Genomic DNA, 23,864 nt, shown 5'->3' with positions numbered 1-23,864 from the left:
GAGCGGAGTATCCATGGAAGTTCAGCCGCTGCAAATCTGTTTCAGAAAATTCTGTGCGTTGTAAGGATTTATCTGAAATGGCGGAAATATGGCATTAGGCCTGCATGGTATTGGGGCGCGCCTGTTCGGCCGGGTTGTAAATGATCGGGCCGGTCTGCTGACCCTTGGCCATGCTGGCGGGCTGGCTCGGGCTGCCGCTTTTCAAGGTCCAGGTGCCGTCGATGTTATAGAACGCGGTCATGTTGTAGATGCCGGCGGGGAAGGTGATCTGTTGGGACAGGTTCAGGGCTTCAGGGACGATGACGTCGTTGGTTGCACCGTTGTAACCGAAGCTGATCCAGTACGTCAGCGGGCCGGTGCAGGGGGTGAAGGTGCCCGCCTGATTGGGTTGGGGTTTTACGCCAAAGGTCCCGGCGCCATCCAGACCGATGCCGCAGATCACATTGTTGACCGGTGCGACCGTCGCATCGGCCTTGATCACCAGGGCCCCGGCGGTTCCCGAGCTAGGTTTGGAGAACGTATAGCCGTACTGGTTCTGGCTGAGGGTGACCTGGTTGCCGGGAGGCGCGGCAATGATTTGCTGGGTCAGGGGGCTGTCATAGTCGAACCAGACCAAGTCGTAGCTCAGGCTCCAGACGAACTTGATCTGCGTTCCCGGGTTGGCCCCCATCACCATCCAGGCCAGGGTCTGAAACCCATCACCGTTATTGAGCGTGACGTTGGCCGAGTCCTGATACACACACGCGTTGCCGCTGGATGACGAGTTGTTGATGAACCAGATTGCGTATTGCACAGCGCTCATTGATCGTTCCTTGGCGTTTGACCCTGACAGCGGGTCGGGCGATCGGTGGATAACCCAGGGTTGTTCCTCGGTGTTGGCGGGCAGTCCAGCAGCTTGAGCGCGCCAGGGCTGCTGGACGCCGCCAACGGAAGGCGCGTGGTTTTACTGAGGATTGATGGTCCAGGTGCCGTCGATGTTATAGGTCACGTTGAAGGTGGTATGCCCGGTGGTGGTGTCGCAGGCGGCCGAGAGAGTGGAGGCGCTGGAGAAGTTGATCACTGTCCCGGCCTGGTAGCTGCCGGTCTGCACGTAGAACACCAGGATGGGCTGGCAATCGACGAACTGGTTGGGCTGGGCCACCACAAAGTTCGACACGGTAGCGGGGCCGCCCGCGGCGTTCTGGATGGCCGAGCCGATGTTGAAGTTGCCGGTGGTATTGGGGTTGTAGGTCGGTGCGACGATGCGAAATGCACCTGGCTGCACGCCTGTCTGGGTGAAGGCAGGAGTCAGGCCCAGCGGTGAAACGCTCAGGTTGGTGGCGTTACCGACTGGGGGAGTGTTTGCAGGTGTGAGGTTGATCGGTTGGCTGGAGGTGGTCCCGCCGGAAACATGACCGATGGTGGGGGGAGTGGTCTGGGTCTGGGCGCCGGCAAAGTATTGCTGGTTCATTTGAAACGTCAGGACCGAGCCGGAGGTGCTGTAGGGCTGCAGTTGTGACTGGAACAGGCTGTTGGAATAGACAAGTCCACCGCCGGTATAGACCGCGGGTGATTGGAAGAAGAAAAAGTTCTGCGCAGTTTGCGAGTTGTTGGTCACGTTGATGGTGTAGATAGTGCTCATTTCAATGCCCTTTGAGTTTGAGTTTTAACTGCCAGTGTTGTGAATGGATCCTGCAATGAGCAGGCCAGTCTTATAGGTGTGCAGAACGTGAAGTTTGTCTCGAAGTCATGGGTTTGTTATTCGAGATGGAACTGTTGTTCGCCAAAGGAAAGTATCTTTCGGGCATTGTTATCGGCAATTACAAACGATTACATCAATTGCAGTTTCCCGCCGTGGATGAGCAGGGCGATGTGAAGTAACAGAGGCGTAATGTCGTGTAATGGTGGCGGAACGACATTATGGCTAGCGTGGGTCACGGCCATGACTAGCGCTGCGGCTCCCGAGCGGCAGCCTTTGTCTGGCGGGACAAGCCGTGCTCATGGACTATTTGCAAGGAAAATCAAATGGTTATTGTGATAGAAGCAAGAAATTCGACTGCCGCCGCGCAGCGGGTTGATATCAAGCTCCACAACCAGCCAGCCATTCTGGCTACAGTGAATATAAACGCTCAAACCAATGTGGTTCTTTATACGGTACCCGTGGCTGGCAATGTAGTTCTGGATTTGATCTGCAACGGAGTGACTGCGCAGACGACTGTGCTCAATGTGGTCTATCCGGGGAATAGTTATGTCACCCAGGACAGTGACTGGCCGCTGAAGTGGGAAGTTCAGGCGAGTCAGGACGGCTTGCAGTTGGAACTGAGCAATTCGTAGAGCTTGAATGTTTTTAGCGAGTGATTGATCAAGCTCCAAACAGTGTTGTACAGAATTAACTGAGTGGCTTTTTAACTATCAATGGAGAACTGAAGATGGTTGCTAATGTGACAGTCAATATTGTCGGCGGTGCACAAGCGCAAAACACCACGGCGGTAACACTCGGTCTGGCCCGCTGGGGGCTCAATGGTGCGGCGAACTTCGGTGCGCCGCTGCCAGTGGCCAGTGGTCTGCAGACGTTGACGGTGTACAAAACCACCGCGCCGACGCAGATCAGCATCACCGTGGAGGTGCGCGATTGGGACTCCACGCTGAACATCACGGTGCAGAACGACAGCATCGCCGTCACCGTGATTTAGCCCCGCAGTCGCCCCGGCGGCATGAGCTGCCGGGGCCTGCGCTGATCGACCGCGCCTCAGCTGTGCTGGTGCAGGCGCAGATTCAGCTCATCCACCACCCGGGCCCAGTCGGCGTCTTCACGCAGTTGTTCCTTGAGAAATGCCGCCTGTTGCGGGGTCCAGAAGGGCGCGTCGATCAGCTTCTGATCCTCGGCCAGGGGCGAGTGCTGGGCGATGAAGCCGTCGATGGCGGCGGGTGCGGAGTCCAGCCCGAGTTGATCGAACAATCCTGTGAGGTCGTGGGTTGGCGTATCCATAGATGATCTCCTTGCGCTGAAAGTGCCCTAGGTCGGGCGAGAGGCATTCAGTGCATCTGAGGCGGGTGGGCGCCAGGAGTTCGATCGGTGAGGGCCGCAGGTTTGGATGCGCCGATTCAGGCGCTGGTGTCGACCGAGCCGATCATCGCGCTTTCAGCTTGAAACAGGGCGGTCTGGGCCATGGACAGCGCGCTGGTCAAGGCCAGGACCTGAGCGCGGGCGGCGGACACCAGCATCGCCCGCCCGGCTTCGGAACCGGATCGGGCAGCCTTGACCATTGCCAGCCGGGCAGTGGCCCGCCGCAGTTTCTGTTGCAGTTGCTCGATCTGTTTTTTCAGGCGCAGCAGGTGCTTTTTTTTTCGCCAGCAGCAGGTTGTCCAGCTCATTGCCGGCGCTGGCCCGGGTGCCAAACAGGTTGCCTGAGCGCTCATCGTCTTCGGCTTGGGCGGCGGCGGTGCTGGCGGCGGGTGCCGGCGCCAGGGCGGGCAGGCGAGCCTGTGGATTCAAGTTGATCATCATGATGCTCTTAAATGGATGCTCGCCGGGGTATCGGTGGTTCAGCCAGATCCTTGATGGCTGTGTGCTGCACTCAGGACTTCAGCGCTCCCTGGTCGACTGCCAGCTTCAATGCCCTGGCGGCCTCGACGGCGGCAACGGCGGCGGTTTCCGAGGTCTTGAACCAGCGGTCCTTCTCGACCTGATGGAAGGTCACGGTGGTCAATGGGGGTTTGGCACGCATCACGATAACCGCTTGAAACTCGCCTTCGACTTCCCGGGATTCCCCACGGATGAAGAACTCGCCTATATCTAATTCCGTCACTGATGAGCCTTCCTTTGGAGATTATTGTGCGGGTGGAGCTTTGCCGTGCTGGCTGGTTTTTCGTTAACGGCGCAGTATGGCAGTTGTTGTCGCAGGAGTGCTGAGTTAACTCAGTGTCGTTTCGCGTTGAATCCTCCTACTTTGATTTGGGAATGTTCCAAGTACCTTTCCAGGACAAGGGATGTATGCAGATGCCGTGGTCAATGGTTAGAATCCCGCCACTGATTGTTTTGGCACTTTGTACTGCGGCCTGAATAATCGTACCCGGTGATCGTTTTAATACCTTGATCAGGCCTTTGCCGCCGCTTTGAATGGTCGCAAGGCATAAAGTTGCTCTAGAATTGCCCCTGTGGTCAGTGATCAGTGCTTGATCCGGGCCTTCCCATCGGCGTGGCACCAGGCGATATCGCCTTATTTACCGCCTTTGTGAGCCTGTGCTGTTTACCGGTCTTCAGTGTCACCTCCTTCAGTGTTTCAGGCGTGTCTGTATCCAGACAGGTGCTGAAGGCGTGTCCGGCCTACCTCGGGTTTTTGTGTGAACCATTGTGGCGAGAGCGCCGCTCTGGCCTTTTTTTGTGCTGCCCGTTTTTCCTGCGGGGCACTTTATCTTTTGCGTTGGGGAGCTTTCCTTGGCAGTAAGTAATCTTGAGATGCATGCTTTGTTCGTGTTGGGTGATTTGCGCGCAAAGCTGGTGAAGCAGTTTCAGTCCCGTTTTGTGTACATCACCGAGCAAACCGCCGAAGGCATTTACATTGCCGAAATCGACACCGAATCCGCCCTGGTGGTTGACGATAAACAGCGCCTGGAACTCAAGGTCGGCGATCATTTTCGCGCGGCGGTGTTGCCCAGTCGCGAAGGCGGCAAGTTCGAGATCAAGTTTCGTGAAATCAAGATCACCGTCTACGGGCTGGGCGAATACGCCTTTGTGACCAGCGCCGACGGGCACGGGATCCTGTTCAAGGAAGGTCACACCGTGGTCATGGTGTTCGCCGCCCACGAACAACTGCAAGAAGGCCTGACCAAGACCCTGAAGGCCGTGACCGGCAAGGCCGCCAAATGGCGCAAGGGTGAACTGGTGACCTTCAAGGCCAGCGAGTGACGAGCGCCAGTCGCGCCGAGTTTCATCAGCAGCACCAGGAACTCGCCCGCGCCGAAGCCCAGCGCCTGTTCGCGCAAAAGGCCGTGCTGCAAGGCGCCTGGCTGAACTGGGTGGCGGCACAACTGTACAACCTGCGTCCGGCGCCCTACGCCAGCATGGTGCGTCGGGAACTCCAGCAGTTGCAGGCCCCCGCCGAAAAATAGCCGCCAGGCTTCGAAAACCGGAACCTCTACTACAGTCTGTTGACTGAATATTCAGAGGCTTCCGGCTCTGTGCTGGAAGACCATTCTGCTAATGCTGTGAAAGCACGGGGTGCACAGGCATGAAGGGACTTCGAGCACTGCTGGTCGGTACGTTGTTCACATTCGGCTCGACGCTGGGGCTGCCAGCCACGGCCGCGCAGGCGCCGATCCATTTCGCCGACCTGAACTGGGAAAGCGGCAGCCTGATCACCGAGATCCTGCGCACCCTGGTCGAGACCGGGTACGGCCTGCCCACCGACACCCTGCCGGGCACCACCATTACCCTGGAAACCGCCCTGGCCAATAACGATATCCAGGTCATCGGCGAAGAGTGGGCCGGACGCAGCCCGGTATGGGTCAAGGCCGAGGCTGAGGGCAAGGTCCTGGCCCTGGGCGACACGGTCAAGGGGGCCACCGAAGGCTGGTGGGTGCCGGAGTACGTGATCAAGGGCGACCCGGCCCGCGGCATCAAGCCTCTGGCGCCGGACCTGCGCAGCGTCAGTGACCTGCCGCGCTACAAGGACGTGTTCAAGGACCCGGAGAGCCCGGACAAGGGGCGCTTTCTCAATAGCCCCATCGGCTGGACCTCGGAAGTGGTCAACCAGCAGAAGCTCAAGGCTTACGGCCTGGCCGACAGCTATGTGAATTTTCGCAGCGGCTCCGGCGCGGCCCTGGATGCGGAAATCAGCTCGTCGATCCGCCGTGGCAAACCGGTGCTGTTCTACTACTGGTCGCCGACCCCACTGATCGGTCGCTTCAAGCTGGTGCAGCTGGAAGAGCCGGCTTTCGACGCCGAGGCCTGGAAGACCCTGACCGACGCCGACAACCCCCATCCCAAGCCCACCCGTTCCCTGGCCTCGAAACTGTCGATTGGGGTGTCTGCGCCCTTCAAACAGCAGTACCCGCAGATTGCCGAGACCTTCAGCAAGGTCACCCTGCCCATCGAGCCCCTGAACAAGGCCCTGGCCGAGATGAGTGAAAAGCACGGCGATCCGCGCCAGGCAGCCCAGGCGTTCCTAAAGCAACACCCGGACCTGTGGCGCGCCTGGCTGCCCAAGGACATTGCCGACAAGGTTGCCGCCGCGCTGTAGGCCGGCGGCGGGTCGGTGAGAGGGCGGTGGTGGCTCAGAAGCGGGTCTGCACCGCCAGCTCAAAGGTGCGTGGGGTGCCCAGGTAGTAGGCCGGTGAGACGTGGGCGTATTCGGCGTAGACCTGGTTGGTGAGGTTGCGTATGCGGCCGGTGACGCTGGTATGTGAGTCGACCTTGTAGGTCAGGAAGCTCCCATACAGCGTGTAGGACGGCACGGTAAGGGTGTTGGCGTTGTCGGCGAACACCGAGGCCACGTAACGCGCATCGACCCCGGTTTGCCAGCGCGCTGTCAGGTCATAGGTCAGCCACAGGTTTCCCACCCGGTCCGGCACGTTGACCGGGGTATTGCCCTTGCGCGAGACCACGTTGCCGGCGGCATCTTTCTCGTTGAACTCGTCATACCGGGCATCGACCCAGGCGAAGTTGCCCTCCAGCAGCAGGTTGGGGCTCAAGTGCAGCGAGCTGGCCAGTTCCACGCCCCGCGAACGCTGCTGGCCTACCGCAATGCTGTTGCTTGGATCCTGCGGGTCGGTCACCGAAAAGTCCTGGCGCTCGATGCGGTAGGCCGCCAGCGTGGCCGAGCCCCGGCCGTCCAGGTAGTCGAATTTGCTGCCGATCTCCCATTGCTTGCCGGTCGACACATCGAAGTTCTGGGTGCCATTGGGCTGTTCGGCGGCCGTGCTGTACAGCACGTAGACGTTGGCGCTGGGGATGAACTGGTAGGTCAGGCCGAGGCGCCCGGTGACCGGCTCCCAGCGTCGCGTGAGATGACGCGGGTTGCTGGGCGTGACTTCACGGTGGTTGGTCAGGTCCAGTTCGATCGCGTCGTAGCGCAGGCCGCTCACCAGCGCCAGGCGTTCGGTCAGCGCCAGGCGGTTCTCGGCGAACAGCGCCCGGGTCGTGACCTCATTGGTCTTGTCGGCGACAAAGCCCTGGCGGGTCTGTGGCAGGTCATAGAAGTGCCCGGGCAAGTAGTTATCGGGATCGACACTGTTGGCGGCCTTGACGTTGAGCGGCGAACTGGTGGTGCGGTTGACCTTGTACTCGAAGCCGCCGGACCAGGTGCTGTCGAGGCCGAACAGCTGGCCCTCGTGGCGCAATTGGAACTGGTTGCCGTTCTGCTCGCCCTGGTGCCGCACCTGATAGGCGGTGGAGCGATTCACCCGGCTGTTGTCGGCGTTGTATTGGTAGGTCTCGAGGTTGCGGTAATCGCGCTGGCTGTCCAGGTGGTAGAGGGTGTTGCGCAGGCTGGTGCTGTCGTTGATCCGGTAGTCGATGATCGACCGCACCCAGATCGTGCGCTGCTCGTAGCGGCCGTCCGCGACGTTGTAGTTGTTGAAGCGGTTGTGCTTGTCGATCTTCAGTTCGCCGGCCTTGGGGTTGAGCACCGGGGTGCCCCAGTAGGGGCTGTCCTGATGCTCGTCCTGGTACTCCAGGGCCAGGGTGTGGGACAGGTCCGGGGTCAGGTCGCTGAGCAGGGAAAACGCCAGGCTCCAGGCATCGCCCTGCTGGCGGTCGATATAGCCATTGCTGGTGTTGTGGCTGAGGTCCAGGCGCGCGTAGTGCTGGACCTCGGCGCCCGCGTCGCTGAGGGCATGGTTGAGGCCGAAGGCGGTCTGGGTCGTGTCGTAGGTGGCGTAGCTGATCCGGCCCTCGGCCGCCTGTTCCTGGCGGTTGGCCAGTTTGCTCACGTAGTTCAGCGAGCCGCCCACCGAGCCTGCGCCATTGACCAGGGAGGCCGGGCCACCGAGCAACTCGACCCGGTCGTAGATCCAGGCATCCACCGGCCGCGCCAGGCCGCTGGAGACGTTGATGCCGTTGAACATCTGGGTGATCTGGCTGTTGCTGAAACCCCGGTAGGAGACAAACCCGCCAAAGCCCGGCGGAGCGCTGGCATTGACCCCGGGCAGGCTGTTGGCCGCGTCCTGGAAGGTCCGCGCGCCGTGGCGCTGCATATCGCTGCGATTGGCCACGGCCACCGAGGCCGGGGTCTGCCGCAGGCTCAGGCCCAGTCGCGAAGCGATGCCCCCGGCTTGGTCGAGGGCCAGGCCCGGTTCGGCCTCCTGTTCGCCGTCGATGGTGATCGGGGCCAGGTCGAGGCTGGCTTGCGCCCAGGCGTTGGCGGACAGGCAGCCGAACAGGCCGGCCAGCAAAGGAAGGTGTTTCATCGATGTATCCTGAATTCTTGGCTAGGAATCAGCCCACGGCCGAACGCCACGCGTTGGCGCGGTGGGCAGGTGGTCGAGCGAAAGAGTCAGGCGACAGGTGGGGCGCGCGGGTGGGCCGTGGGCCAGAGGAAACGGGTGGGGATTTCAGCGCTGGCGATCGGCGCCGGGGGCGGGCTGTGCTGCTCCGGCAGGATCGCCAGGGTCAGGCTGGAGTTGAGTGCCGGGCCCATGCCGCCACTGGAGCACAGCGGACAACCGAAGGCCTTGGACAGGGTCGGCAGCGACTCATCGCCGGGGCTCACGGGGCTCGGTGCCTGGGTCTGCGGGTCGACCGCACAGAACTGGCCGCCGATGCCGTTGAGCTGCATGCCGACCATTTGCCCGTGACCGATGCTGCAGGCGAACACGTTGAACAGGACGCAGCAATAGAGCATCCAGGCCAGCAGTGAGCGGTCGGTTCGGGCAAGTTTCATGGGGCGGCACTTTACCATCGGTGCGACTGAAAGCACTTACAAAAACGTCCGGGGCGGTCCATTCTTCAGCGACATTTTTGTCAGGGATGTCTGAGCATGAGCCTTTTGGTCGCGCAAGGAACAGCCACGGTTTTGATCCTGATTGCCTTGGTTCATCTGTACTGGGCCCTGGGCGGGCGGCTTGGCAGCGAGGCGGTGGTGCCCCAGGTGGCGGGTGCGGCACCGGGCCAGTGGCAGCCGGCGTTCCGGCCGACGGCATGGATCACTGCGCTGGTGGCCCTTGGGTTGTTGTTGATTGCGCTGCTGGTGTGCCTGCGGGTCGGGCTGTTTCTGCCGCTGCTGGGCCAGCCGTGGTTGCAGTGGTTGATCAGTGCAATTGCGCTGTTGATGTTCGCCCGGGCCATTGGCGATTCGAGCCTGGTGGGTTTCTTCAAGGAGCCCAGCCCGTCGCGCTTCGCACGGCTCGACAGCCTGGTCTATTCGCCGCTGTGCGTGGCGCTGGGGGCCGGCCTGCTGGTGGTGGCGTGGAACTGAGGCAGCGGGGTTGCCGTTGCGCCACCACCGCTCTTCAGTTGCCGCTCTCGCTGCGCTTGCTGCTGACTTCGGCCGGTACATCGTGCCCGGCCATGCGCTTGCGAAACAGCGCGGCGCGAGCCAGCAGCAGGGTGGTCACCGGCACGGTGATCGCCAGCAGGATCGGGATCAGCCAGGCATGCAATACCGGGCCGGACTTGAGCGCCGAAAAGTAGATGATCGACGCCAGCGCCACGGCCCAGGAGCCCAGAGTGGTGGCCAGCGCCGGGGGGTGCATGCGCTGGAAATAGTCCTTCATGCGCAGCATGCCCACCGCGCCGATCAGGGCGAACAGACTGCTGAGCACCAGCAGGATCGCCACGGGGATCTCGACCCAGGGCGACAATTCAACCAGGCCATTCATTCGATCACCTCGCCACGCAGAAGGAATTTCGCCAGGGCGAAGGAGCCGACAAACCCGAGCAGCGCGATCAGCAGCGCCGCCTCGAAGTAGGTATCACTGGCGTAGCGAATGCCCAGCACCAGCATCATCAGCATCGCCAGGATGTACAGGTAGTCCAGGGCCAGGACCCGGTCCTGGGCCGAAGGGCCCTTGAACAGGCGGACCAGGGTCAGGACCATGGCCACCGAAAACAGGAACAGGCTGAGCAGGATTGCATTGGAGAGGAGGGCGCTCATTCGAAGATCTCCATCAGTGGCCGCTCATAGGCGGTCTTGAAGTGCTCGATGAATTGCTCTTCGTCGTCCAGGTCGAACACGTGCAGCAGCAGGATGCTGCGGTCCAGGGACAACTCCGACCAGACCGTGCCCGGCACCACCGTGGTGATGGTCGACAGCGCCGCCAGGCCGTTGGCATCGCGCAGGTCCAGGGGGATCTTGACGAACTTCGAGCGTGGCGGCCGGCGTCCTGCATTCAGCACGCTCCAGGCCACCGCCAGGTTGGACAGCACCACATCGCGGCCCACCAGCAGGAACAGGCGCAGGATGGTCATGGGCCGGCGAATGCGGATTGGCAATGGCCGCAACGGGCGCATCAGCAGGGGGGCGGCGAAACCCAGGATCGCCCCCAGCAACAGGTTGCCCGGACTCAGGGACAGGTTGAGCAGCAGCCACAGCAGCCACAGCGCCAGGGACAGCCAGGGGGCGGGGAAGATGCGCTTCATGGCTGCACCTCCAGCGCTGCGGCTCGGGCTTCAGGGCTGGGCACGGCGCGGGTGCCCAACACCGCCATCACGTATTGCTGCGGGTTGTTGAGGCTGTCGGCGGTGGCCTGGGTGAAGCGCAGCAGCGGCTCGGCCTTGAACGTCAGCAGCACGCTCAGCCCTAGCAGGGCGATGATCGGCACGCATTCAAAACGACGCAGCAGGGGCGAAGGCCGCTCCTCGGGAGTCCAGAAGCGCTGGATGCCAACCCGGGAAAAGGCGATCAGCGAGGCCAGCCCCGAGAGAATCAGCAACGTCAGCAAGCCCCAGGCCGCGAGGCTGATCGGCTGCTCGCTGGCAACGCCCAGGCCTTGTGGGTTGAGCAGGGCGCTGATCAGGCTGAGCTTGCCGATAAACCCCGACAGTGGCGGCATGCCGATAATCAGCAGGGCGCAGGCGATAAAGCTCAGGCCGAGGAAGGCCATGGTCCAGGGGATGACCTGGCCGACCACGGCTTTTTGCTCATCATCGAGGTTGGTGCCCCGTGGCGGTTGCAGGGATTCCAGCGGTCGTGGCAGGACTTCGACTTCATCCTCCAGGGGGATTTCATTGGCCGAACGCGAGCGTTCGATCAACTCCGCCAGCAGGAACAGCGCACTCAGGGCCAGGGTGGAGCTGACCAGGTACACCAGCGCCCCGGCGATCAATTGTGGCTGGGCGAACCCTACGGCCGACAGCAGGATCCCGGCCGAGACCAGGATGCTCAGGCTGGCCATGCGCTCCAGGCGCTGGGCGGCGAGAATCGCCAGGGCCGCGCAGGCAATTGTCGCCATGCCGCCGTAGATCAGCCACTCGCCGCCAAAGTAGGCCGACGCGCCGGCCTGCCCGGAAAACAGCAGGGTCCACAGGCGCAGCAGGGTGTAGACGCCGACCTTGGTCATGATCGCGAACATTGCCGCCACCGGCGCGCTGGCCGAGGAGTAGGCCGGCACCAGCCAGAAGTTCAGCGGCCACATCCCGGCCTTGGCCAGGAACGCGGTGGCGAGGATTGCCGCGCCGGCATGCAGCAGGCCACGGTCGGCCTCCGGCACCAGCGGGATCTTCAGCGCCAGGTCGGCCATGTTCAGGGTTCCGGTGACGCCGTAGATCAGCGCCGCGCCGATCAGGAACAGCGACGACGCCAGGAGGTTGATCGCGATGTAGTGCAAGCCCGACGAGACCCGGGCGCGCCCCGAACCGTGCAGCATCAAGCCGTAGGAGGCCGCCAGCAGCACTTCGAAAAACACGAACAGGTTGAACAGGTCGGCGGTCAGGAAGGCCCCGTAGAGGCCCATCAGCTGGATCTGGAACAGTGCGTGGAAGCTGGCCCCGGCGCGGTCCCAGCGAGCCATGGCGAACAGCAGGGCGCTGACGCCGATGATTCCGGTCAGCACCAGCATCAGTGCTGACAGGCGATCGACCACCAGCACGATGCCGAACGGCACCTGCCAGTTGCCCGGCAGGTACACGCCGATCGAGCCGGGCACGCCTTGTTGCTGGGTCCAGTACAGCAGGAGCACGGAAATACCCAGGCCGACCATGCTTGAAAACAGGTTAATCCGGGCCTTGAGCGGGCGATGTTTCTCGCCAAGCATCAGCATGATCGCGGCCGTCAGCAACGGCAGCAGGATGGGGGCGGCTATCAGGTGCGGCATCAGGTTCATTCTTTAGGCTCCCGGCCATCCACGTGGTCGGTGCCGGTCAGGCCTCGCGACGCCAGGAGCACCACCAGGAACAGCGCGGTCATGGCGAAACTGATGACGATAGCGGTGAGGACCAGCGCCTGGGGCAGCGGGTCGGTGTAGTGCAGCAGGTCCTGGGGCACGCCGTCCTTGATGATCGGCTCCTTGCCGATGAACAGGCTGCCCATGCTGAAGATAAACAGGTTGACCCCGTAGGACAGCAGGCACAGGCCCATCACCACCTGGAAGGTCCGCGGGCGCAGTACCAGCCAGACTCCGGAGGCGGCCAGGACGCCGATGGCGATTGCGATGACTTCTTCCATCAGGCGGCTCCAGGCTTGGGCAGGGCTTTGATCTGGCTCGGCTTGTGGGCCCGCACCGATTGGTGCGCCAGGGCAGTGAGGATCAGCAGGGTCGAACCGACCACCACCGCGTAGACCCCGATGTCGAAGAACAGCGCGCTGGCGATATGGATATCACCCAGTACCGGCACGCTCAGGTGCAGGGTATGGGTAGTCAGGAACGGATAGCCGAAGGCCATGGCCCCGAGGCCGGTAACCGTGGCGAACAGCAGCCCGGTGCCCATCCAGCGCAACGGTCGCAGGCTCATCTGCGCCTCGACCCATTGGGTGCCGGCGACCATGTATTGCAGGATGAACGCCACCGACATCACCAGGCCGGCGACGAAACCGCCGCCCGGCTGATTGTGCCCGCGCATGAACAGGTAGAACGACACCACAAGGGCCACCGGTAGCAGCAGGCGCACCAGTACCGCCGGCACCATCATGAAGCCCAGGGCGGTATCGCTGGCCTGGCGCGGGTTGACCAGATCGGTGACCACGTCCGGTGCCAGCAGGCGCTGCTGGGCCGGCAGTTGCATGCTTTCCTTGGGCGGGCGGAAGCGTCGCAGCAGGGCGAACACGGTCAGGGCCACGGCTACCAGCACGGTGATTTCACCCAGGGTGTCGAAGCCCCGGAAGTCCACCAGCATCACGTTCACCACATTGCTGCCACCGCCCTCGGGCAAGGCGCGGCTGAGGTAGAACGAGGAAATGTCATTCGGTGTCTGGCGCGTCAGCATGGCGTAGGAGAGCACCGCCATGCCGAGGCCGACGGCGGTCGACAGCGCCAGGTCGCGCAGGCGGCGGATGCGCGCCTTGGGCACGCTGCTGGGCAGTGGCGAGACGTCTTCGATCCGCCGCGGCAGCCAGCGCAGGCCGAGCAGGATCAGGACCGTGGTCACCACTTCGACCACCAGTTGAGTCAGGGCCAGGTCCGGCGCCGAGAACCAGACGAAGGTCACGCAGGTCATCAGGCCGCAGACGCTGACCATGGTCAGGGCCGCCAGCCGGTGATACTTGGCTTGCCAGGCGGCGCCCAGGGCGCAGGCAATTGCCAGCAGCCACAGGGTGACGAACACGATCGAGCCCGGGATCTTCGGCCGATCGCCCCAGGTCAGGCTGCTGTTGAGCATCGGGATCAGGCCCAGCAGCACGGCGGTCAAAACCAGCAGGAACAATTGGGTCTGCAGGCGCCGGGTGCTGATCCACCGCTCCAGGCGTCGGGCCAGGCGCATCATGCTCACCAGGCTGCGTTCGAACAGGCGCTTGCCGTTGAGCGCGCCGGTCAGCGGCGGGTAGGCGAAGCGTCCCAGGTGCAGCTGCTTGCGCAGCAGCAGGTAAAGCACGATGCCGCCGGACATGGCGATCAGGCTCATGATCATCGGCGCATTCAGGCCGTGCCAGATCGCCAGGCTGTACTCGGGCAGGACCCCGCCCACCACCGGCAAGGCCGCAGCGGCCAGCAGCGGACCGACGATCTGCGCCGGGAAAATCCCCACCAGCAGGCAGGTGAACACCAGCAGTTCCACCGGCGCGCGCATCCAGCGCGGCGGCTCGTGCGGGGTGTGGGGCAGGTCGGTGGCCGGCTCGCCGAAGAACACGTCGACGGTAAAGCGCAGGGCATAGGCGACGCTGAAGGTCCCGGCGATGGTGGCGATCACCGGCAGGGCGGCTTCTACCCAGGCGGTGGAGTTGATGAACACGGTTTCGGCGAAGAACATTTCCTTGGACAGGAAACCGTTGAGCAGCGGTACACCGGCCATGGAGGCGCTGGCCACCATGGCCAGGGTCGCGGTGAACGGCATCAGCTTGACCAGGCCGTTGAGCTTGCGGATATCCCGCGTGCCGCTCTCGTGGTCGATGATCCCTGCGGCCATGAACAGCGAGGCCTTGAAGGTGGCGTGGTTAAGGATGTGGAATACCGCTGCCACGGCGGCCAGCGGGCTGTTCAGGCCCAGCAGCAGGGTGATCAGGCCCAGGTGGCTGATGGTGGAGTAGGCCAGCAGGCCCTTGAGATCGTTCTGGAACATCGCGCAATACGCGCCCAGCACCAGGGTGCAGGCACCGGCGCCGCCGACGATCCAGAACCATTCTTCACTGCCGGAAAGCGCGGGCCAGAGCCTGGCCAGCAGGAACACCCCGGCCTTGACCATGGTCGCGGAGTGCAGGTAGGCCGAGACCGGGGTCGGTGCGGCCATGGCGTGGGGCAGCCAGAAGTGGAAGGGGAATTGTGCGCTTTTGCTCAGGGCGCCGATCAGGATAAGCGGCAATAGGATGGGGTACAGGGCATGGCCCCGAATCAGGTCGCCGGCGGCCAGTACCTGATCCAGGTCGTAGCTGCCGACGACATGGCCGAGCAGCATGACCCCCGCCAGCAGGCACAAGCCGCCCGCGCCGGTCACCATCAGCGCCATGTAGGCGCCACGGCGGGCGTCGGAGCGGTGGTGCCAATAGCCGATCAGCAGGAACGAGAAGAGGCTGGTCAGCTCCCAGAAGAACACGATCTGGATCAGGTTGCCGGAAATCACCAGGCCCAGCATGGCGCCCATGAACGCCAGGAAAAACGCAAAGAAGCGCGGCACCGGGTCTTCCGGCGACATGTAGTAACGGGCGTACAGCGACACCAGGGTGCCGATGCCCAATACCAGAATGGAGAACAGCCAGGCAAAGCCGTCCATGCGCAGGACGAAGTTCAGGCCCAGGCTGGGCAGCCACATGAACTCCTCGCGGATCACGCCGCCATGGGCGATCTGGGGATATAAAAGGGCTACTTGAATGGTCCCGGCCAAGGCAACAAGGCCGGCCAACAGGGATTCGGTGTTACGTGCGTTGTGCGGCAACAAGGCCGCTACACAGCTTCCAATAAAAGGTAGAAGCAATAGAACTATCAGGGACATAGGCTTCTAATCTGCGGAGAATTCTGACGAATGATACGTGCCGGACCCCGGATCACCAAACGTCAAGCTGTGCCAGGATCCTACAAAACTAGTTACATCAGGTTTCAAAGTAGGGGACAAACCCGACACCTGCCCAAAAACCGTGGCCATTTACCCGACACCGCCAGTGACCTGCGGCCATCGCCAAATGTTATCGTGGCGCCCGCGCCGACCCCTGGCTTGCAAAGGACCCTGCAGACTCCCCATGACTTCCACTACCTTGCGCCACAAGACCCTGATCATCGTGCTGCTGGTCATCATCCTGGGGTTGCTCGTCAACCTGTGGTTCGGCTTTATCGCCAGTTCGCCGAGCATGGGGATGCGGAAGATCAAGACCCTTGAACCCTTGCTGATCGAAGGGCCCCTGGAGGATGACAACGTGTATGCGATGCCGCCGGGCACGCTGCTGTTTCTGGACACCGGCTTTGCCGAAGGGCACGTCCGCTACCTGGCGTACTTCTATCACAAGGGCGCGTTTGCCCATGAAGAGGTGCCGGCGGACCTGGAACACGGCCCCACTCTGGGGGCGCCCACCTGGCTGTACAACGTTGACCTGGACAACCCGGACGCACCCATCCCGCGCCCCCCGATGACCCGCGACGATATCGTCCAGGCCGTGCGCGCCGGCCAGGTCACGCGCCAGGACCTGACCGCCATCCTGCGCTCCCTGCCCAAGTAGCCGGGTGCTTACTGGCGTGATTCCAGCGTCTGCTCCTGCTCATCCGCCTCAGGCACCGGTTCGGCACGGCCCCTGGTTTTCAGCTCGCTGATGATCACCGCCGCCACGATCAGCGCACCACCGACCAGGGCCAGGGCCGGCAGCCGTTCGCCGGCGATGCGTCCGACCAGCCCGGCCCAGACCGGTTCGCCGGCGTAGATCAGGGTGGCGCGGGTCGGCGAGACGCTTTTCTGTGCCCAGTTCATCGCCACCTGGATCGCCGCACTGGCGGCGCCCAGGCCCAGGGCGCTGGCCAGCAGCAGCCAGGAAAACGACGGCAGGCTTTCCTGGGTCGGCACCACCATCAGGAACGCCAGCAATGAGGTCGCCGCCAGTTGCACCACGGTGACCCGGCGCACATCGACCTGGCCGGCGTAGCTGCTGATCAGGATGATTTCTGCGGCAATGGCCACGGTGCTGATCAGGGTGGCGATTTCCCCGGGGCTGAAATCCAGCGAAGCGCCGTTGGGCCCCGACAGCAGCATCAGCCCGGTAAAGGCCAGCATGATGCCGATGCTCGGCATCAGCCCCGGGCGCTTGCCCATGAACAGCCATTGCAGCAGCGGTACAAAGGGCACGTAGAGCGCGGTGATAAAGGCCGACTGGCTGCTGGGAATGGTCTGCAGGCCGATGGTTTGCAGGCCGTAGCCGAGCATGATCGCGGTGCCGATGAAAGTCCCGGCCTTGAGTTCGAACCAGGTCAGGCCCCGCAGGCTGCGGGCCGAAAACAGCGCGACGATGATTGCGCCAGCGGCAAAGCGCAGGCCGACGAAAAACATCGGCCCGCTCACGGTCATGGCGTGCTGCACCATCAGGAAGGTGCCGCCCCAGATCATGGTGATCAGCACCAGCACGCATTCGGCTTTGCTCAGCTTGAGGAAGGTTTTGCGGGAGTTCACCGGAGTCATGACCTTGCGTACAGGGGGAGTGGAACGCACAATGCGCCGAAATGCGGGCAGTATACTGCGCAATCCTTCTAAGTGAGCAATATAGTGCACAAAGAATTCGGCCAGCGGGCTTCGGTCCTGCAACATGTCAGCCTCAATGTGCGCCGCCTGCGCCACGCCGCCGGGCTGAGCCAGAGCGTCCTCGCGGAACAGTCCGATGTCAGCCGGCGGATGCTGGTGGCCATCGAGGCCGGCGAGAAAAACGTCAGCCTGGGCACCCTCGACCGGGTGGCCGCGGCCCTGGGGGTCGCGTTCAGCGACCTGATCCAGGCCCCGGAAGTGCACGACCCCAGCCGTATCAATGAGCTGGCCTGGGCCGGGACCATCCCCGGCAGCACGGCGATGTTGCTGGCCAAGGCCGTGGCCACCCGCGAGGTGGAACTCTGGGAGTGGCGTCTGGAGCCGGGCGAGCTCTATCAGTCGCAATGCGATGCCGAAGGCTGGAGCGAACAGATCTATGTGTTCGAAGGCTGCCTGACCCTGGTGCTGGGTGATACGGAGCGGCGGATCGAGACCGGCGAGTTCTTCATGTTCGCCAGCCACGTGCCCCATGCCTATCGCAACGACGGCCCGCTGGCCACGCGCTTCGTGCGCAATGTGGTGGTCTGAACTGACGCCAGGGCAACTGTTGGCCAGCCAACAGTGCTTGAACACTTTGCCTGTTTTGAATTGATGCCAGTTCTCTGATTGTTGATTAAGAGGCTGATAAACAAGGCTTTTAAACTTCGGCACGACTTCTGCAATAAGTCCTGAAACACAGGTCCGCCACGGGCCTGGCGCATTCATCCAGGACTTGGAGTCGGCCCATGACAGCCTCTGCCCAACCCACTCGAACCGCCCATATCATTCGCACCGACGCCGAGGCGATCAGCATCGCCCGGGAGCTGGCCGAGCGCTTTGCGGTCGATGCCAGCGTGCGTGATCGCGAGCGGCGCCTGCCGGTCGCCGAACTCGACGAGTTTTCCGCGAGCGGCTTGTGGGGCATCACCATACCCAGGGAATACGGCGGCGCGGGGGTGTCCTACGTCACGGTGGCCGAAGTGATCAAGATCATTTCCGCGGTCGACTCGTCCCTGGGGCAGATCCCGCAGAACCACCTGGGCGTGCTCGACATCCTGCTGCAAACCGCCAGCGAAGAGCAGAAGCGCTACTACTTCGGCAAGGTGCTGCAGGGCGTTCGCTTCGGCAATGCCTTCTCCGAAGCCAAGAGCAAAAACGCCGGGGCCTTTGAAACCACGATCCGCTTCGACGGTGACAGCGCGCAGATCGACGGCGAGAAGTTCTACTGCACCGGCGCGCTGTTCGCCCATATCGTGCCGGCGGTGGCGGTGAACGAGCAGAACCAGGCGTTTATCGCCTTTATCGAGCGCGACAACCCCGGGCTGACAGTGATCGACAGCTGGGACGGCTTCGGCCAGCGCACCACCGCCAGCGGCGGCGTGACCCTGAACGCGGTACGGGTGCCGCTGAGCGCGGTGATCCCGGCCCATCGCGCCTTCGATGAGCCCACGGCCGACGGGCCGATTTCGCAGATTATCCAGGCCGCCGTGGACACCGGCATCGCCGTCGGCGCCCTTGAAGAAACCAAACATTACGCCCGCCAGTCACGGCCCTGGATCGACAGCGGCCTGGACCATGGCTGGCAGGACCCTTTCACCATCGCCGCCATCGGCGACCTGGAATGGCGCGTCCACGGCACCGAGGCGATCCTCGAAAAAGCCGGGCGCGCCATCGACCAGGCCTTGCTCAACCCCAATGAAGACAGCGTGGCTCACGCCTCGGTGGTGGTGGCCCAGGCCAAGGTGCTGTCGGCCGAAAGCGCCTTGCTCACCAGCAGCAAGTTATTCGAACTGGCCGGGACCCGCTCGGTGCTCGGCAAATACAACCTCGACCGTTACTGGCGCAACGCGCGCACCCACACCCTGCATGACCCGGCGCGCTGGAAATACCACCTGATCGGCAACTTCCTGCTCAACGGCGTCAAGCCAGCCCGTCACGCCTGGAATTAAAAGGACTTCGCTCATGAATGCACTGACCCAAACCGCTGCCGCCCAGCCGTCCCTGGCCCGCAGCGGCAATGACCTGGAACGCGCCCGGCAGCTGTTGCAGCAGACCCTGCTGTTCGTCCGCGAGCAGGCCCAGCCCTGGGCTGGCAGCGGCCTGGCCAAGGCCAGCGACGACCCCTATGTGATCAGTCGTTTCGGCGACTTGCAGATCCGCATCGAAGTCGCGGCGGCCTTGCACGAACGGGCCGAAGCCCTGCGCAACGCCGCCCAGGACCCGGCCGAGGTCAGCGTGGCCCAGGCCGAGGCGGCGATTGCCAGTGCCGAAGCGCTGCTGGCCGCAAGTAACGCCGAATTCGAATTGACCGGGCAACGCAGCCCGCAGTTGGCGGCTCTGAACGATCCGCTGCGCTGGAAATATCAGTTGATCGGCAACTACCGCCTCAATGGCGTGCTGCCACCGAGCCTCAGGAGTGCTGTTTGATGTCCCGTGAAATTCGCCTCAACGCCTTCGACATGAACTGCGTCGGCCATCAATCCCCGGGCCTGTGGGCGCACCCGCGCGACCGCTCGTGGCAATACAAGGACCTTGAATACTGGACCGACCTGGCGAGGATTCTCGAACGCGGCAAGTTCGACGGTCTGTTTATCGCCGACGTGCTGGGCATCTATGACGTCTACAACGGCAACGGTGACGCGGCGATCCGCCAGGCGACCCAGGTTCCGGTGAACGACCCGTTGCAACTGATCCCGCCGATGGCGCTGGTGACCGAGCACCTGGGTTTTGGCCTGACCGCGTCCCTGTCGTTCGAGCACCCGTATCCCTTCGCCCGGCGTCTGTCGACCCTGGACCACCTGACCAAGGGCCGTGCCGGCTGGAACATCGTCACCTCCTACCTGGAAAGCGGGGCCAAGAACCTGGGGCAGAAGACCCAGACCGAGCACGACGCGCGTTATGACTTTGCCGAAGAATACCTGGAGGTCTGCTACAAGCTCTGGGAGGGAAGTTGGGAAGACGGGGCGATCCTGCGTGACCGCGAGCGGCGGATTTTCAGCGACCCGAGCAAGATCCACGAGATCCAGCATTTTGGGAAACACTTCCAGGTTCCCGGTATCCACCTGTGCGAGCCCTCGCCGCAGCGCACGCCGGTGCTGTACCAGGCCGGGGCGTCGAGCCGGGGCAAGCAGTTTGCCGCCGAGCACGCCGAATGCGTATTTGTTGCCGCACCGTCCAAGGTGCTGCTGAAAAAGACCGTGGCCGATATTCGCCGCCGCGCCGCCGAGGCCGGGCGTGATCCGTCGAAGATCCTGATTTTCAACCTGCAGACGGTGATCCTCGGCGAGACCGATGCCAAGGCCAAGGCCAAGTTCGAAGAGTACAAATCCTGGGTCAGCTATGAGGGGGCGATGGCCCTGATCTCGGGCTGGACCGGTATCGATTTCAGCCAGTTCAAGCCCGATGAACCGCTTAAACATGTGCACACCAACGCCATCCAGTCGGCGGTCGAGGCGTTTTCCACGGCGGACCCGAACAAGGTCTGGACCCCCCATGAGTTGGCGGACTGGGTGGGGATTGGTGGTTTTGGCCCGTTGTTCGTCGGCAGCCCGGAGACCGTCGCCGACCTGTTGCAGGAATGGGTCGAAGACACCGATGTCGATGGCTTCAACCTGGCATATGCCCTGACCCACGAGACCTTTGTCGACGCCGTGGAATTGCTGGTGCCAGAGTTGCAGAAGCGCGGCGTGTACAAGACCGAATACGCCCCCGGCACCCTGCGCGAAAAACTCTTCGGCGCCGGCCCGCGCCTGCCCGAGATCCACCCCGGCAGCGCCTGGCGTGACCTGGGTGGCCAACGCGCCGCCGCGCAAAAAACTGCCTGAGGAGCCTCGGCAGAAAACACATAGGGCTGCAGCAGGCGGATGGTCGTTGCTCTTGAGGGGCAGCGGCCACAGATTTTGATTCACCCAACCCCCAGCCAGCGGACCACCGCACGCTTTAGCCATACGAGGTAAGCCCATGAGCGTGCATGAACTGAAACGTCCGCCCGTTGCCGAGCCGTTGGCCGCTGACGGGCGGCTGAGCCTACCCCAGGCCTTGGAGCAACTGCGGCACTGGGCCCAGGTCAGCCCGTTGCAAACCGCGCTGCGCCACAAGCGTCACGGCCAGTGGTATGCCTGGCGCTGGATCGACGCCTTGCGCGATGTCGAGCGCCTGGCCGACGGCCTGCGCCAGCAGGGCTTCAGCGAGCAGTCGCGGCTGGCCCTGAGCGGTGCATTCGAACCCAACCTGTTGCTGCTGGCCCTGGCGGCCCAGAGCATCGGCGCCCAGGTCTTGAGCCTGGGCGACGAGCTCGGCCCCGAGGCCCTGCGCCAGGCCTTGTGGCGCTTGCAACCGAGCCATGCCTTTGTGCATTCGCGCCAGCAATTGCGGCAATGGCTGGCCGCGGTGCAGCACGCCCCAACGCCACTGGTGCTGATCAGCAACCAGCAGGTGCCGCGCCTGCCGGCAGATGCACCGCAACCGCTGGTGGAGTTCGCTGCATTGCTCGGCGCCAGCGAAGCCCCGCAACGCCAGGTCTACTGGCGTCAGCCGGTGGCCGCCGCGCAGTTGTGGAGCGAGGAGGGCACCCAGTGGCAGGACGGGCTCAAGGTGGTGCTCGAACAATGGTTGAGCAGTGGCCACAGCCTGGCGTTCCCCGAAAGCCGTGGCAGTGCCGGCCGCGACCGCCGCGACGTGGCCCCCAGCGGCTTGCTGCTGTCCGCCGAACGCCTGCAACACCTGGCCGACGACGTCGAAAACCGCCTGGCGCCGCCCCTCAGCTGGCGCCGGCAACTCTGCGAATGGGCGCTGGCCCACCCCGAGCACCGCCTGGCCCGGCTGTTGAAAAACCGCGTGCGGCGCCTGCTCGGCTTCCAGCGCCTGGACTTTATCTGGCAAGCCCCGAGCCACGCCGCGCGAGCCTCGGCGCCGACCTGGCTGGCCGAATTCAAACGGAACATCGCATGAGCCCAACCGATTGCATCTTGCAGGTCAGCGCCATTTCCCTGTCGTTCAAGGGGGTCAAGGCGATCAATGAACTGTCCTTCGACGTCCGGCGGGGAGAGATCTGCGCCCTGATCGGCCCCAACGGCGCCGGCAAAAGCTCCCTGCTCAATGTGTTGAACGGCGTGTACCGCTTCGACGCCGGGGCCATCGTCTTCAACCAGCAGGCGTTCAAGCGCATCGACCCGCTGAGCGCCGCGCGCCGTGGCATTGGCCGCACCTTTCAAAACAACGCGCTGTTCAAGAAGATGAGCGTGATCGACAACATCCTCACCGGGCTTTCGCGACACATGCGCGTCAGCTTTATCGAGCAGGCCCTGGGACTGCCCCGGGCGCGGCGCGAGGCCGAGGCGTTCCGCCAGCGGGCCCAGGGCATCCTCGAATTTCTTGAACTGCAGGCCCAGCGCGATGTGCTGGTGGGCAACCTGTCCTACGGCCTGCAAAAGCGCGTGGAGCTGGGGCGGGCGCTGATCGCCGAGCCCAGCCTGTTGCTGCTTGATGAGCCCATGGCCGGGATGAACGCCGAGGAGAAGCAGGAAATGGCGCGCTTTATCGCCGATATCAACCGCGACCTGGGCACCACCGTGGTCCTGATCGAGCACGACATGAGCGTGGTCATGGGTCTGTCCGACCATGTGGTGGTGCTCGATTACGGACGCAAGGTCGGCGACGGCACCCCGGCCCAGGTGCAGGCCAATCCGGAGGTGATCGCGGCCTACCTGGGAGTGGTGCACTGATGAATTTCTTTCTCGAAACCCTGCTCGGCGGCCTGCTGGCCGGCACCATGTATTCCCTGGTGGCCATCGGCTTCGTGCTGATCTACAAGGCCAGCGGAGTGTTCAATTTCGCCCAGGGCGCCATGCTGCTGTTCGCCGCGCTGACCTTTGTCAGCCTCCACGAACAGGGCGTGCCCTTTGCCGTGGCCTTGCTGCTGACGGTGCTGGTGATGGTTGTCGGCGCCCTGCTGATCGAGCGCCTGGTGCTGCGGCCGCTGGTCAACCGTTCGCAGATCACCCTGTTCATGGCGACCCTCGGCCTGTCGTTCATCATCGAGGGCCTGGCCCAGGGGCTGATGGGCTCACAGGTCCGGGCCCTGGACCTGGGCATCGACGACGTGCCGCTGTTTCTCGGGCCGTTGATGGTCAGCCAGTTCGACCTGATCGCGGCGGCGACCGCCCTCGTGCTGGTGACCGTGCTGGCGCTGTTGTTCAACAAGACCCGCATCGGCGTGTCGCTGCGGGCGGTGGCCGACGACACCACCGCAGCCTTGTCCATCGGCATCAACCTCAACCGCATCTGGCAGATCGTCTGGGCGGTGGCCGGGGTGGTCGGGCTGGTGGCCGGCTTGCTCTGGGGCGCGCGCCAGGGGGTGCAATTCTCGCTGTCGCTGGTGGTGCTCAAGGCCTTGCCGGTGCTGATCATCGGCGGCTTCACCTCCATCGGCGGGGCGATTGTCGGCGGGCTGATCGTCGGCGCCGCCGAGAACCTGGCCGAAGTCTATATCGGCCCGCTGATCGGCGGCGGCATCACCCCCTGGTTCGCTTACGCGCTGGCCCTGGCCTTCCTTTATATCCGTCCCGCCGGCCTGTTCGGCGAACGCGCCATCGAGCGAGTGTGA

28 protein-coding genes are annotated in these 23,864 nt (G+C 63.3%); 14 read left to right on the top strand and 14 right to left on the bottom strand.

The window, feature by feature from the left end; translation table 11 throughout:
* Window positions 1-94: 94 nt before the first annotated feature.
* Both ACOZJV_RS06160 and ACOZJV_RS06155 read right to left on the bottom strand, forming a co-directional pair.
* Entirely contained in the window at window positions 95-802 is a 708-nt protein-coding gene (locus ACOZJV_RS06160; RefSeq protein WP_421547097.1) for a hypothetical protein, read from the bottom strand.
* Window positions 803-943: 141 nt separating this feature from the next.
* Entirely contained in the window at window positions 944-1,621 is a 678-nt protein-coding gene (locus tag ACOZJV_RS06155; protein ID WP_078471454.1) for a hypothetical protein, read from the bottom strand.
* Window positions 1,622-2,004: 383 nt separating this feature from the next.
* Between ACOZJV_RS06155 and ACOZJV_RS06150 the strand changes: the two genes are divergently transcribed.
* Both ACOZJV_RS06150 and ACOZJV_RS06145 read left to right on the top strand, forming a co-directional pair.
* Window positions 2,005-2,313: a hypothetical protein gene (locus tag ACOZJV_RS06150; RefSeq protein WP_421547096.1), complete on the top strand. Its 309-nt coding sequence runs from the start codon at window positions 2,005-2,007 to the stop codon at window positions 2,311-2,313.
* A gap of 95 nt (window positions 2,314-2,408) precedes the next feature.
* Window positions 2,409-2,672, top strand: a complete 264-nt coding sequence (locus tag ACOZJV_RS06145) for a hypothetical protein (RefSeq protein WP_078471452.1) — start codon at window positions 2,409-2,411, stop codon at window positions 2,670-2,672.
* A gap of 56 nt (window positions 2,673-2,728) precedes the next feature.
* Here ACOZJV_RS06145 and ACOZJV_RS06140 read toward each other — a convergent pair whose 3' ends face one another.
* The 3 genes from ACOZJV_RS06140 to ACOZJV_RS06130 form a co-directional block, all read right to left on the bottom strand.
* Complete coding sequence (locus tag ACOZJV_RS06140) at window positions 2,729-2,968, bottom strand: DUF2789 domain-containing protein (protein ID WP_078471451.1); 240 nt, start codon at window positions 2,966-2,968, stop codon at window positions 2,729-2,731.
* 116 nt (window positions 2,969-3,084) lie between these two features.
* Window positions 3,085-3,354: a hypothetical protein gene (locus ACOZJV_RS06135; protein WP_421547095.1), complete on the bottom strand. Its 270-nt coding sequence runs from the start codon at window positions 3,352-3,354 to the stop codon at window positions 3,085-3,087.
* Window positions 3,355-3,557: 203 nt separating this feature from the next.
* Window positions 3,558-3,788, bottom strand: a complete 231-nt coding sequence (locus ACOZJV_RS06130; protein ID WP_201130635.1) for a hypothetical protein — start codon at window positions 3,786-3,788, stop codon at window positions 3,558-3,560.
* 629 nt (window positions 3,789-4,417) lie between these two features.
* Between ACOZJV_RS06130 and ACOZJV_RS06125 the strand changes: the two genes are divergently transcribed.
* The 3 genes from ACOZJV_RS06125 (at window position 4,418) to ACOZJV_RS06115 (ending at window position 6,221) form a co-directional block, all read left to right on the top strand.
* Entirely contained in the window at window positions 4,418-4,888 is a 471-nt protein-coding gene (locus ACOZJV_RS06125) for a hypothetical protein (RefSeq protein ID WP_371106562.1), read from the top strand.
* Window positions 4,885-5,091 (top strand): hypothetical protein, encoded by a 207-nt coding sequence (locus ACOZJV_RS06120; protein ID WP_078471448.1) that lies wholly within the window; start codon window positions 4,885-4,887, stop codon window positions 5,089-5,091. Before ACOZJV_RS06125 ends, ACOZJV_RS06120 begins: the two co-directional genes overlap by 4 nt.
* Before the next feature lie 119 nt (window positions 5,092-5,210).
* Window positions 5,211-6,221, top strand: a complete 1,011-nt coding sequence (locus ACOZJV_RS06115) for an ABC transporter substrate-binding protein (protein WP_421547094.1) — start codon at window positions 5,211-5,213, stop codon at window positions 6,219-6,221.
* 34 nt (window positions 6,222-6,255) lie between these two features.
* On the opposite strand, the gene ACOZJV_RS06110 is transcribed toward ACOZJV_RS06115, so the two are convergent.
* Both ACOZJV_RS06110 and ACOZJV_RS06105 read right to left on the bottom strand, forming a co-directional pair.
* Window positions 6,256-8,388, bottom strand: coding sequence for a TonB-dependent receptor (locus ACOZJV_RS06110; protein WP_421547093.1), 2,133 nt, complete (start codon window positions 8,386-8,388; stop codon window positions 6,256-6,258).
* An 86-nt stretch (window positions 8,389-8,474) separates the two neighbouring features.
* The gene (locus ACOZJV_RS06105; RefSeq protein ID WP_201130638.1) at window positions 8,475-8,861 is read right to left on the bottom strand and encodes a DUF2946 domain-containing protein; all 387 of its coding nucleotides are present in this window, start codon (window positions 8,859-8,861) and stop codon (window positions 8,475-8,477) included.
* 96 nt (window positions 8,862-8,957) lie between these two features.
* On the opposite strand from ACOZJV_RS06105, the gene ACOZJV_RS06100 reads away from it, so the two are divergent.
* Window positions 8,958-9,395, top strand: coding sequence for a DUF3995 domain-containing protein (locus ACOZJV_RS06100; RefSeq protein WP_201130639.1), 438 nt, complete (start codon window positions 8,958-8,960; stop codon window positions 9,393-9,395).
* Between the two features lie 34 nt (window positions 9,396-9,429).
* Here the strand turns inward: ACOZJV_RS06100 and ACOZJV_RS06095 are convergent, their stop codons facing one another.
* The 6 genes from ACOZJV_RS06095 to ACOZJV_RS06070 are packed head-to-tail and all read right to left on the bottom strand — an operon-like array spanning window position 9,430 to window position 15,496.
* A complete protein-coding gene (locus tag ACOZJV_RS06095; RefSeq protein WP_020300631.1) occupies window positions 9,430-9,798 on the bottom strand; it encodes a Na+/H+ antiporter subunit G in 369 nt (122 codons plus the stop codon).
* Window positions 9,795-10,073, bottom strand: a complete 279-nt coding sequence (locus ACOZJV_RS06090) for a K+/H+ antiporter subunit F (RefSeq protein ID WP_078471443.1) — start codon at window positions 10,071-10,073, stop codon at window positions 9,795-9,797. The genes ACOZJV_RS06095 and ACOZJV_RS06090 overlap by 4 nt, the downstream gene beginning before the upstream one ends.
* Window positions 10,070-10,558: a Na+/H+ antiporter subunit E gene (locus ACOZJV_RS06085; RefSeq protein WP_078471442.1), complete on the bottom strand. Its 489-nt coding sequence runs from the start codon at window positions 10,556-10,558 to the stop codon at window positions 10,070-10,072. The genes ACOZJV_RS06090 and ACOZJV_RS06085 overlap by 4 nt, the downstream gene beginning before the upstream one ends.
* Window positions 10,555-12,240 (bottom strand): monovalent cation/H+ antiporter subunit D, encoded by a 1,686-nt coding sequence (locus ACOZJV_RS06080; protein ID WP_421547092.1) that lies wholly within the window; start codon window positions 12,238-12,240, stop codon window positions 10,555-10,557. The genes ACOZJV_RS06085 and ACOZJV_RS06080 overlap by 4 nt, the downstream gene beginning before the upstream one ends.
* Complete coding sequence (locus ACOZJV_RS06075; protein ID WP_003202835.1) at window positions 12,237-12,581, bottom strand: Na+/H+ antiporter subunit C; 345 nt, start codon at window positions 12,579-12,581, stop codon at window positions 12,237-12,239. The genes ACOZJV_RS06080 and ACOZJV_RS06075 overlap by 4 nt, the downstream gene beginning before the upstream one ends.
* Window positions 12,581-15,496 (bottom strand): monovalent cation/H+ antiporter subunit A, encoded by a 2,916-nt coding sequence (locus ACOZJV_RS06070; protein ID WP_421547091.1) that lies wholly within the window; start codon window positions 15,494-15,496, stop codon window positions 12,581-12,583. The genes ACOZJV_RS06075 and ACOZJV_RS06070 overlap by 1 nt, the downstream gene beginning before the upstream one ends.
* A gap of 244 nt (window positions 15,497-15,740) precedes the next feature.
* On the opposite strand from ACOZJV_RS06070, the gene ACOZJV_RS06065 reads away from it, so the two are divergent.
* Window positions 15,741-16,214 carry a hypothetical protein gene (locus ACOZJV_RS06065; RefSeq protein ID WP_421547090.1) on the top strand — a complete coding sequence of 158 codons (474 nt, stop codon included), beginning with the start codon at window positions 15,741-15,743 and terminating at the stop codon, window positions 16,212-16,214.
* Between the two features lie 8 nt (window positions 16,215-16,222).
* Here ACOZJV_RS06065 and ACOZJV_RS06060 read toward each other — a convergent pair whose 3' ends face one another.
* Window positions 16,223-17,251: a DMT family transporter gene (locus ACOZJV_RS06060; protein ID WP_102047923.1), complete on the bottom strand. Its 1,029-nt coding sequence runs from the start codon at window positions 17,249-17,251 to the stop codon at window positions 16,223-16,225.
* Between ACOZJV_RS06060 and ACOZJV_RS06055 the strand changes: the two genes are divergently transcribed.
* From ACOZJV_RS06055 to ACOZJV_RS06025, 7 genes are all read left to right on the top strand, one after another.
* Window positions 17,246-17,809, top strand: coding sequence for a helix-turn-helix domain-containing protein (locus ACOZJV_RS06055; protein ID WP_421547089.1), 564 nt, complete (start codon window positions 17,246-17,248; stop codon window positions 17,807-17,809). The two genes, ACOZJV_RS06060 and ACOZJV_RS06055, sit on opposite strands and share 6 nt — an antisense overlap.
* Before the next feature lie 197 nt (window positions 17,810-18,006).
* Complete coding sequence (locus tag ACOZJV_RS06050) at window positions 18,007-19,209, top strand: SfnB family sulfur acquisition oxidoreductase (RefSeq protein ID WP_421547088.1); 1,203 nt, start codon at window positions 18,007-18,009, stop codon at window positions 19,207-19,209.
* A gap of 13 nt (window positions 19,210-19,222) precedes the next feature.
* Window positions 19,223-19,687, top strand: a complete 465-nt coding sequence (locus tag ACOZJV_RS06045) for an acyl-CoA dehydrogenase (RefSeq protein ID WP_020300640.1) — start codon at window positions 19,223-19,225, stop codon at window positions 19,685-19,687.
* Complete coding sequence (locus ACOZJV_RS06040; protein WP_020300641.1) at window positions 19,687-21,084, top strand: LLM class flavin-dependent oxidoreductase; 1,398 nt, start codon at window positions 19,687-19,689, stop codon at window positions 21,082-21,084. Before ACOZJV_RS06045 ends, ACOZJV_RS06040 begins: the two co-directional genes overlap by 1 nt.
* A gap of 136 nt (window positions 21,085-21,220) precedes the next feature.
* Complete coding sequence (locus tag ACOZJV_RS06035) at window positions 21,221-22,210, top strand: AMP-binding protein (RefSeq protein WP_421547087.1); 990 nt, start codon at window positions 21,221-21,223, stop codon at window positions 22,208-22,210.
* A complete protein-coding gene (locus tag ACOZJV_RS06030) occupies window positions 22,207-22,983 on the top strand; it encodes an ABC transporter ATP-binding protein (protein WP_201130644.1) in 777 nt (258 codons plus the stop codon). The genes ACOZJV_RS06035 and ACOZJV_RS06030 overlap by 4 nt, the downstream gene beginning before the upstream one ends.
* Entirely contained in the window at window positions 22,983-23,864 is an 882-nt protein-coding gene (locus tag ACOZJV_RS06025; protein WP_078471434.1) for a branched-chain amino acid ABC transporter permease, read from the top strand. Before ACOZJV_RS06030 ends, ACOZJV_RS06025 begins: the two co-directional genes overlap by 1 nt.

The organism is Pseudomonas sp. QD4 (assembly GCF_049199125.1).
GTDB lineage: Bacteria > Pseudomonadota > Gammaproteobacteria > Pseudomonadales > Pseudomonadaceae > Aquipseudomonas.
The sequence above is the reverse complement of the archived record's forward strand: the minus strand, read 5'-3'. Positions and strand labels throughout refer to the sequence as shown.

Excerpts from the sequence above, each read along its gene's own strand:
- ACOZJV_RS06160 (WP_421547097.1), bottom strand. The coding sequence starts at position 802 with ATGAGCGCTGTGCAATACGCAATCTGGTTCATCAACAACTCGTCATCC.
- ACOZJV_RS06155 (WP_078471454.1), bottom strand. The coding sequence starts at position 1,621 with ATGAGCACTATCTACACCATCAACGTGACCAACAACTCGCAAACTGCG.
- ACOZJV_RS06150 (WP_421547096.1), top strand. The coding sequence starts at position 2,005 with ATGGTTATTGTGATAGAAGCAAGAAATTCGACTGCCGCCGCGCAGCGG.
- ACOZJV_RS06145 (WP_078471452.1), top strand. The coding sequence starts at position 2,409 with ATGGTTGCTAATGTGACAGTCAATATTGTCGGCGGTGCACAAGCGCAA.
- ACOZJV_RS06140 (WP_078471451.1), bottom strand. The coding sequence starts at position 2,968 with ATGGATACGCCAACCCACGACCTCACAGGATTGTTCGATCAACTCGGG.
- ACOZJV_RS06135 (WP_421547095.1), bottom strand. The coding sequence starts at position 3,354 with ATGAGCTGGACAACCTGCTGCTGGCGAAAAAAAAAGCACCTGCTGCGC.
- ACOZJV_RS06115 (WP_421547094.1), top strand. The coding sequence starts at position 5,211 with ATGAAGGGACTTCGAGCACTGCTGGTCGGTACGTTGTTCACATTCGGC.
- ACOZJV_RS06110 (WP_421547093.1), bottom strand. The coding sequence starts at position 8,388 with ATGAAACACCTTCCTTTGCTGGCCGGCCTGTTCGGCTGCCTGTCCGCC.
- ACOZJV_RS06105 (WP_201130638.1), bottom strand. The coding sequence starts at position 8,861 with ATGAAACTTGCCCGAACCGACCGCTCACTGCTGGCCTGGATGCTCTAT.
- ACOZJV_RS06100 (WP_201130639.1), top strand. The coding sequence starts at position 8,958 with ATGAGCCTTTTGGTCGCGCAAGGAACAGCCACGGTTTTGATCCTGATT.
- ACOZJV_RS06095 (WP_020300631.1), bottom strand. The coding sequence starts at position 9,798 with ATGAATGGCCTGGTTGAATTGTCGCCCTGGGTCGAGATCCCCGTGGCG.
- ACOZJV_RS06090 (WP_078471443.1), bottom strand. The coding sequence starts at position 10,073 with ATGAGCGCCCTCCTCTCCAATGCAATCCTGCTCAGCCTGTTCCTGTTT.
- ACOZJV_RS06085 (WP_078471442.1), bottom strand. The coding sequence starts at position 10,558 with ATGAAGCGCATCTTCCCCGCCCCCTGGCTGTCCCTGGCGCTGTGGCTG.
- ACOZJV_RS06080 (WP_421547092.1), bottom strand. The coding sequence starts at position 12,240 with ATGAACCTGATGCCGCACCTGATAGCCGCCCCCATCCTGCTGCCGTTG.
- ACOZJV_RS06075 (WP_003202835.1), bottom strand. The coding sequence starts at position 12,581 with ATGGAAGAAGTCATCGCAATCGCCATCGGCGTCCTGGCCGCCTCCGGA.
- ACOZJV_RS06070 (WP_421547091.1), bottom strand. The coding sequence starts at position 15,496 with ATGTCCCTGATAGTTCTATTGCTTCTACCTTTTATTGGAAGCTGTGTA.
- ACOZJV_RS06065 (WP_421547090.1), top strand. The coding sequence starts at position 15,741 with ATGACTTCCACTACCTTGCGCCACAAGACCCTGATCATCGTGCTGCTG.
- ACOZJV_RS06050 (WP_421547088.1), top strand. The coding sequence starts at position 18,007 with ATGACAGCCTCTGCCCAACCCACTCGAACCGCCCATATCATTCGCACC.
- ACOZJV_RS06045 (WP_020300640.1), top strand. The coding sequence starts at position 19,223 with ATGAATGCACTGACCCAAACCGCTGCCGCCCAGCCGTCCCTGGCCCGC.
- ACOZJV_RS06040 (WP_020300641.1), top strand. The coding sequence starts at position 19,687 with ATGTCCCGTGAAATTCGCCTCAACGCCTTCGACATGAACTGCGTCGGC.
- ACOZJV_RS06035 (WP_421547087.1), top strand. The coding sequence starts at position 21,221 with ATGAGCGTGCATGAACTGAAACGTCCGCCCGTTGCCGAGCCGTTGGCC.
- ACOZJV_RS06030 (WP_201130644.1), top strand. The coding sequence starts at position 22,207 with ATGAGCCCAACCGATTGCATCTTGCAGGTCAGCGCCATTTCCCTGTCG.
- ACOZJV_RS06025 (WP_078471434.1), top strand. The coding sequence starts at position 22,983 with ATGAATTTCTTTCTCGAAACCCTGCTCGGCGGCCTGCTGGCCGGCACC.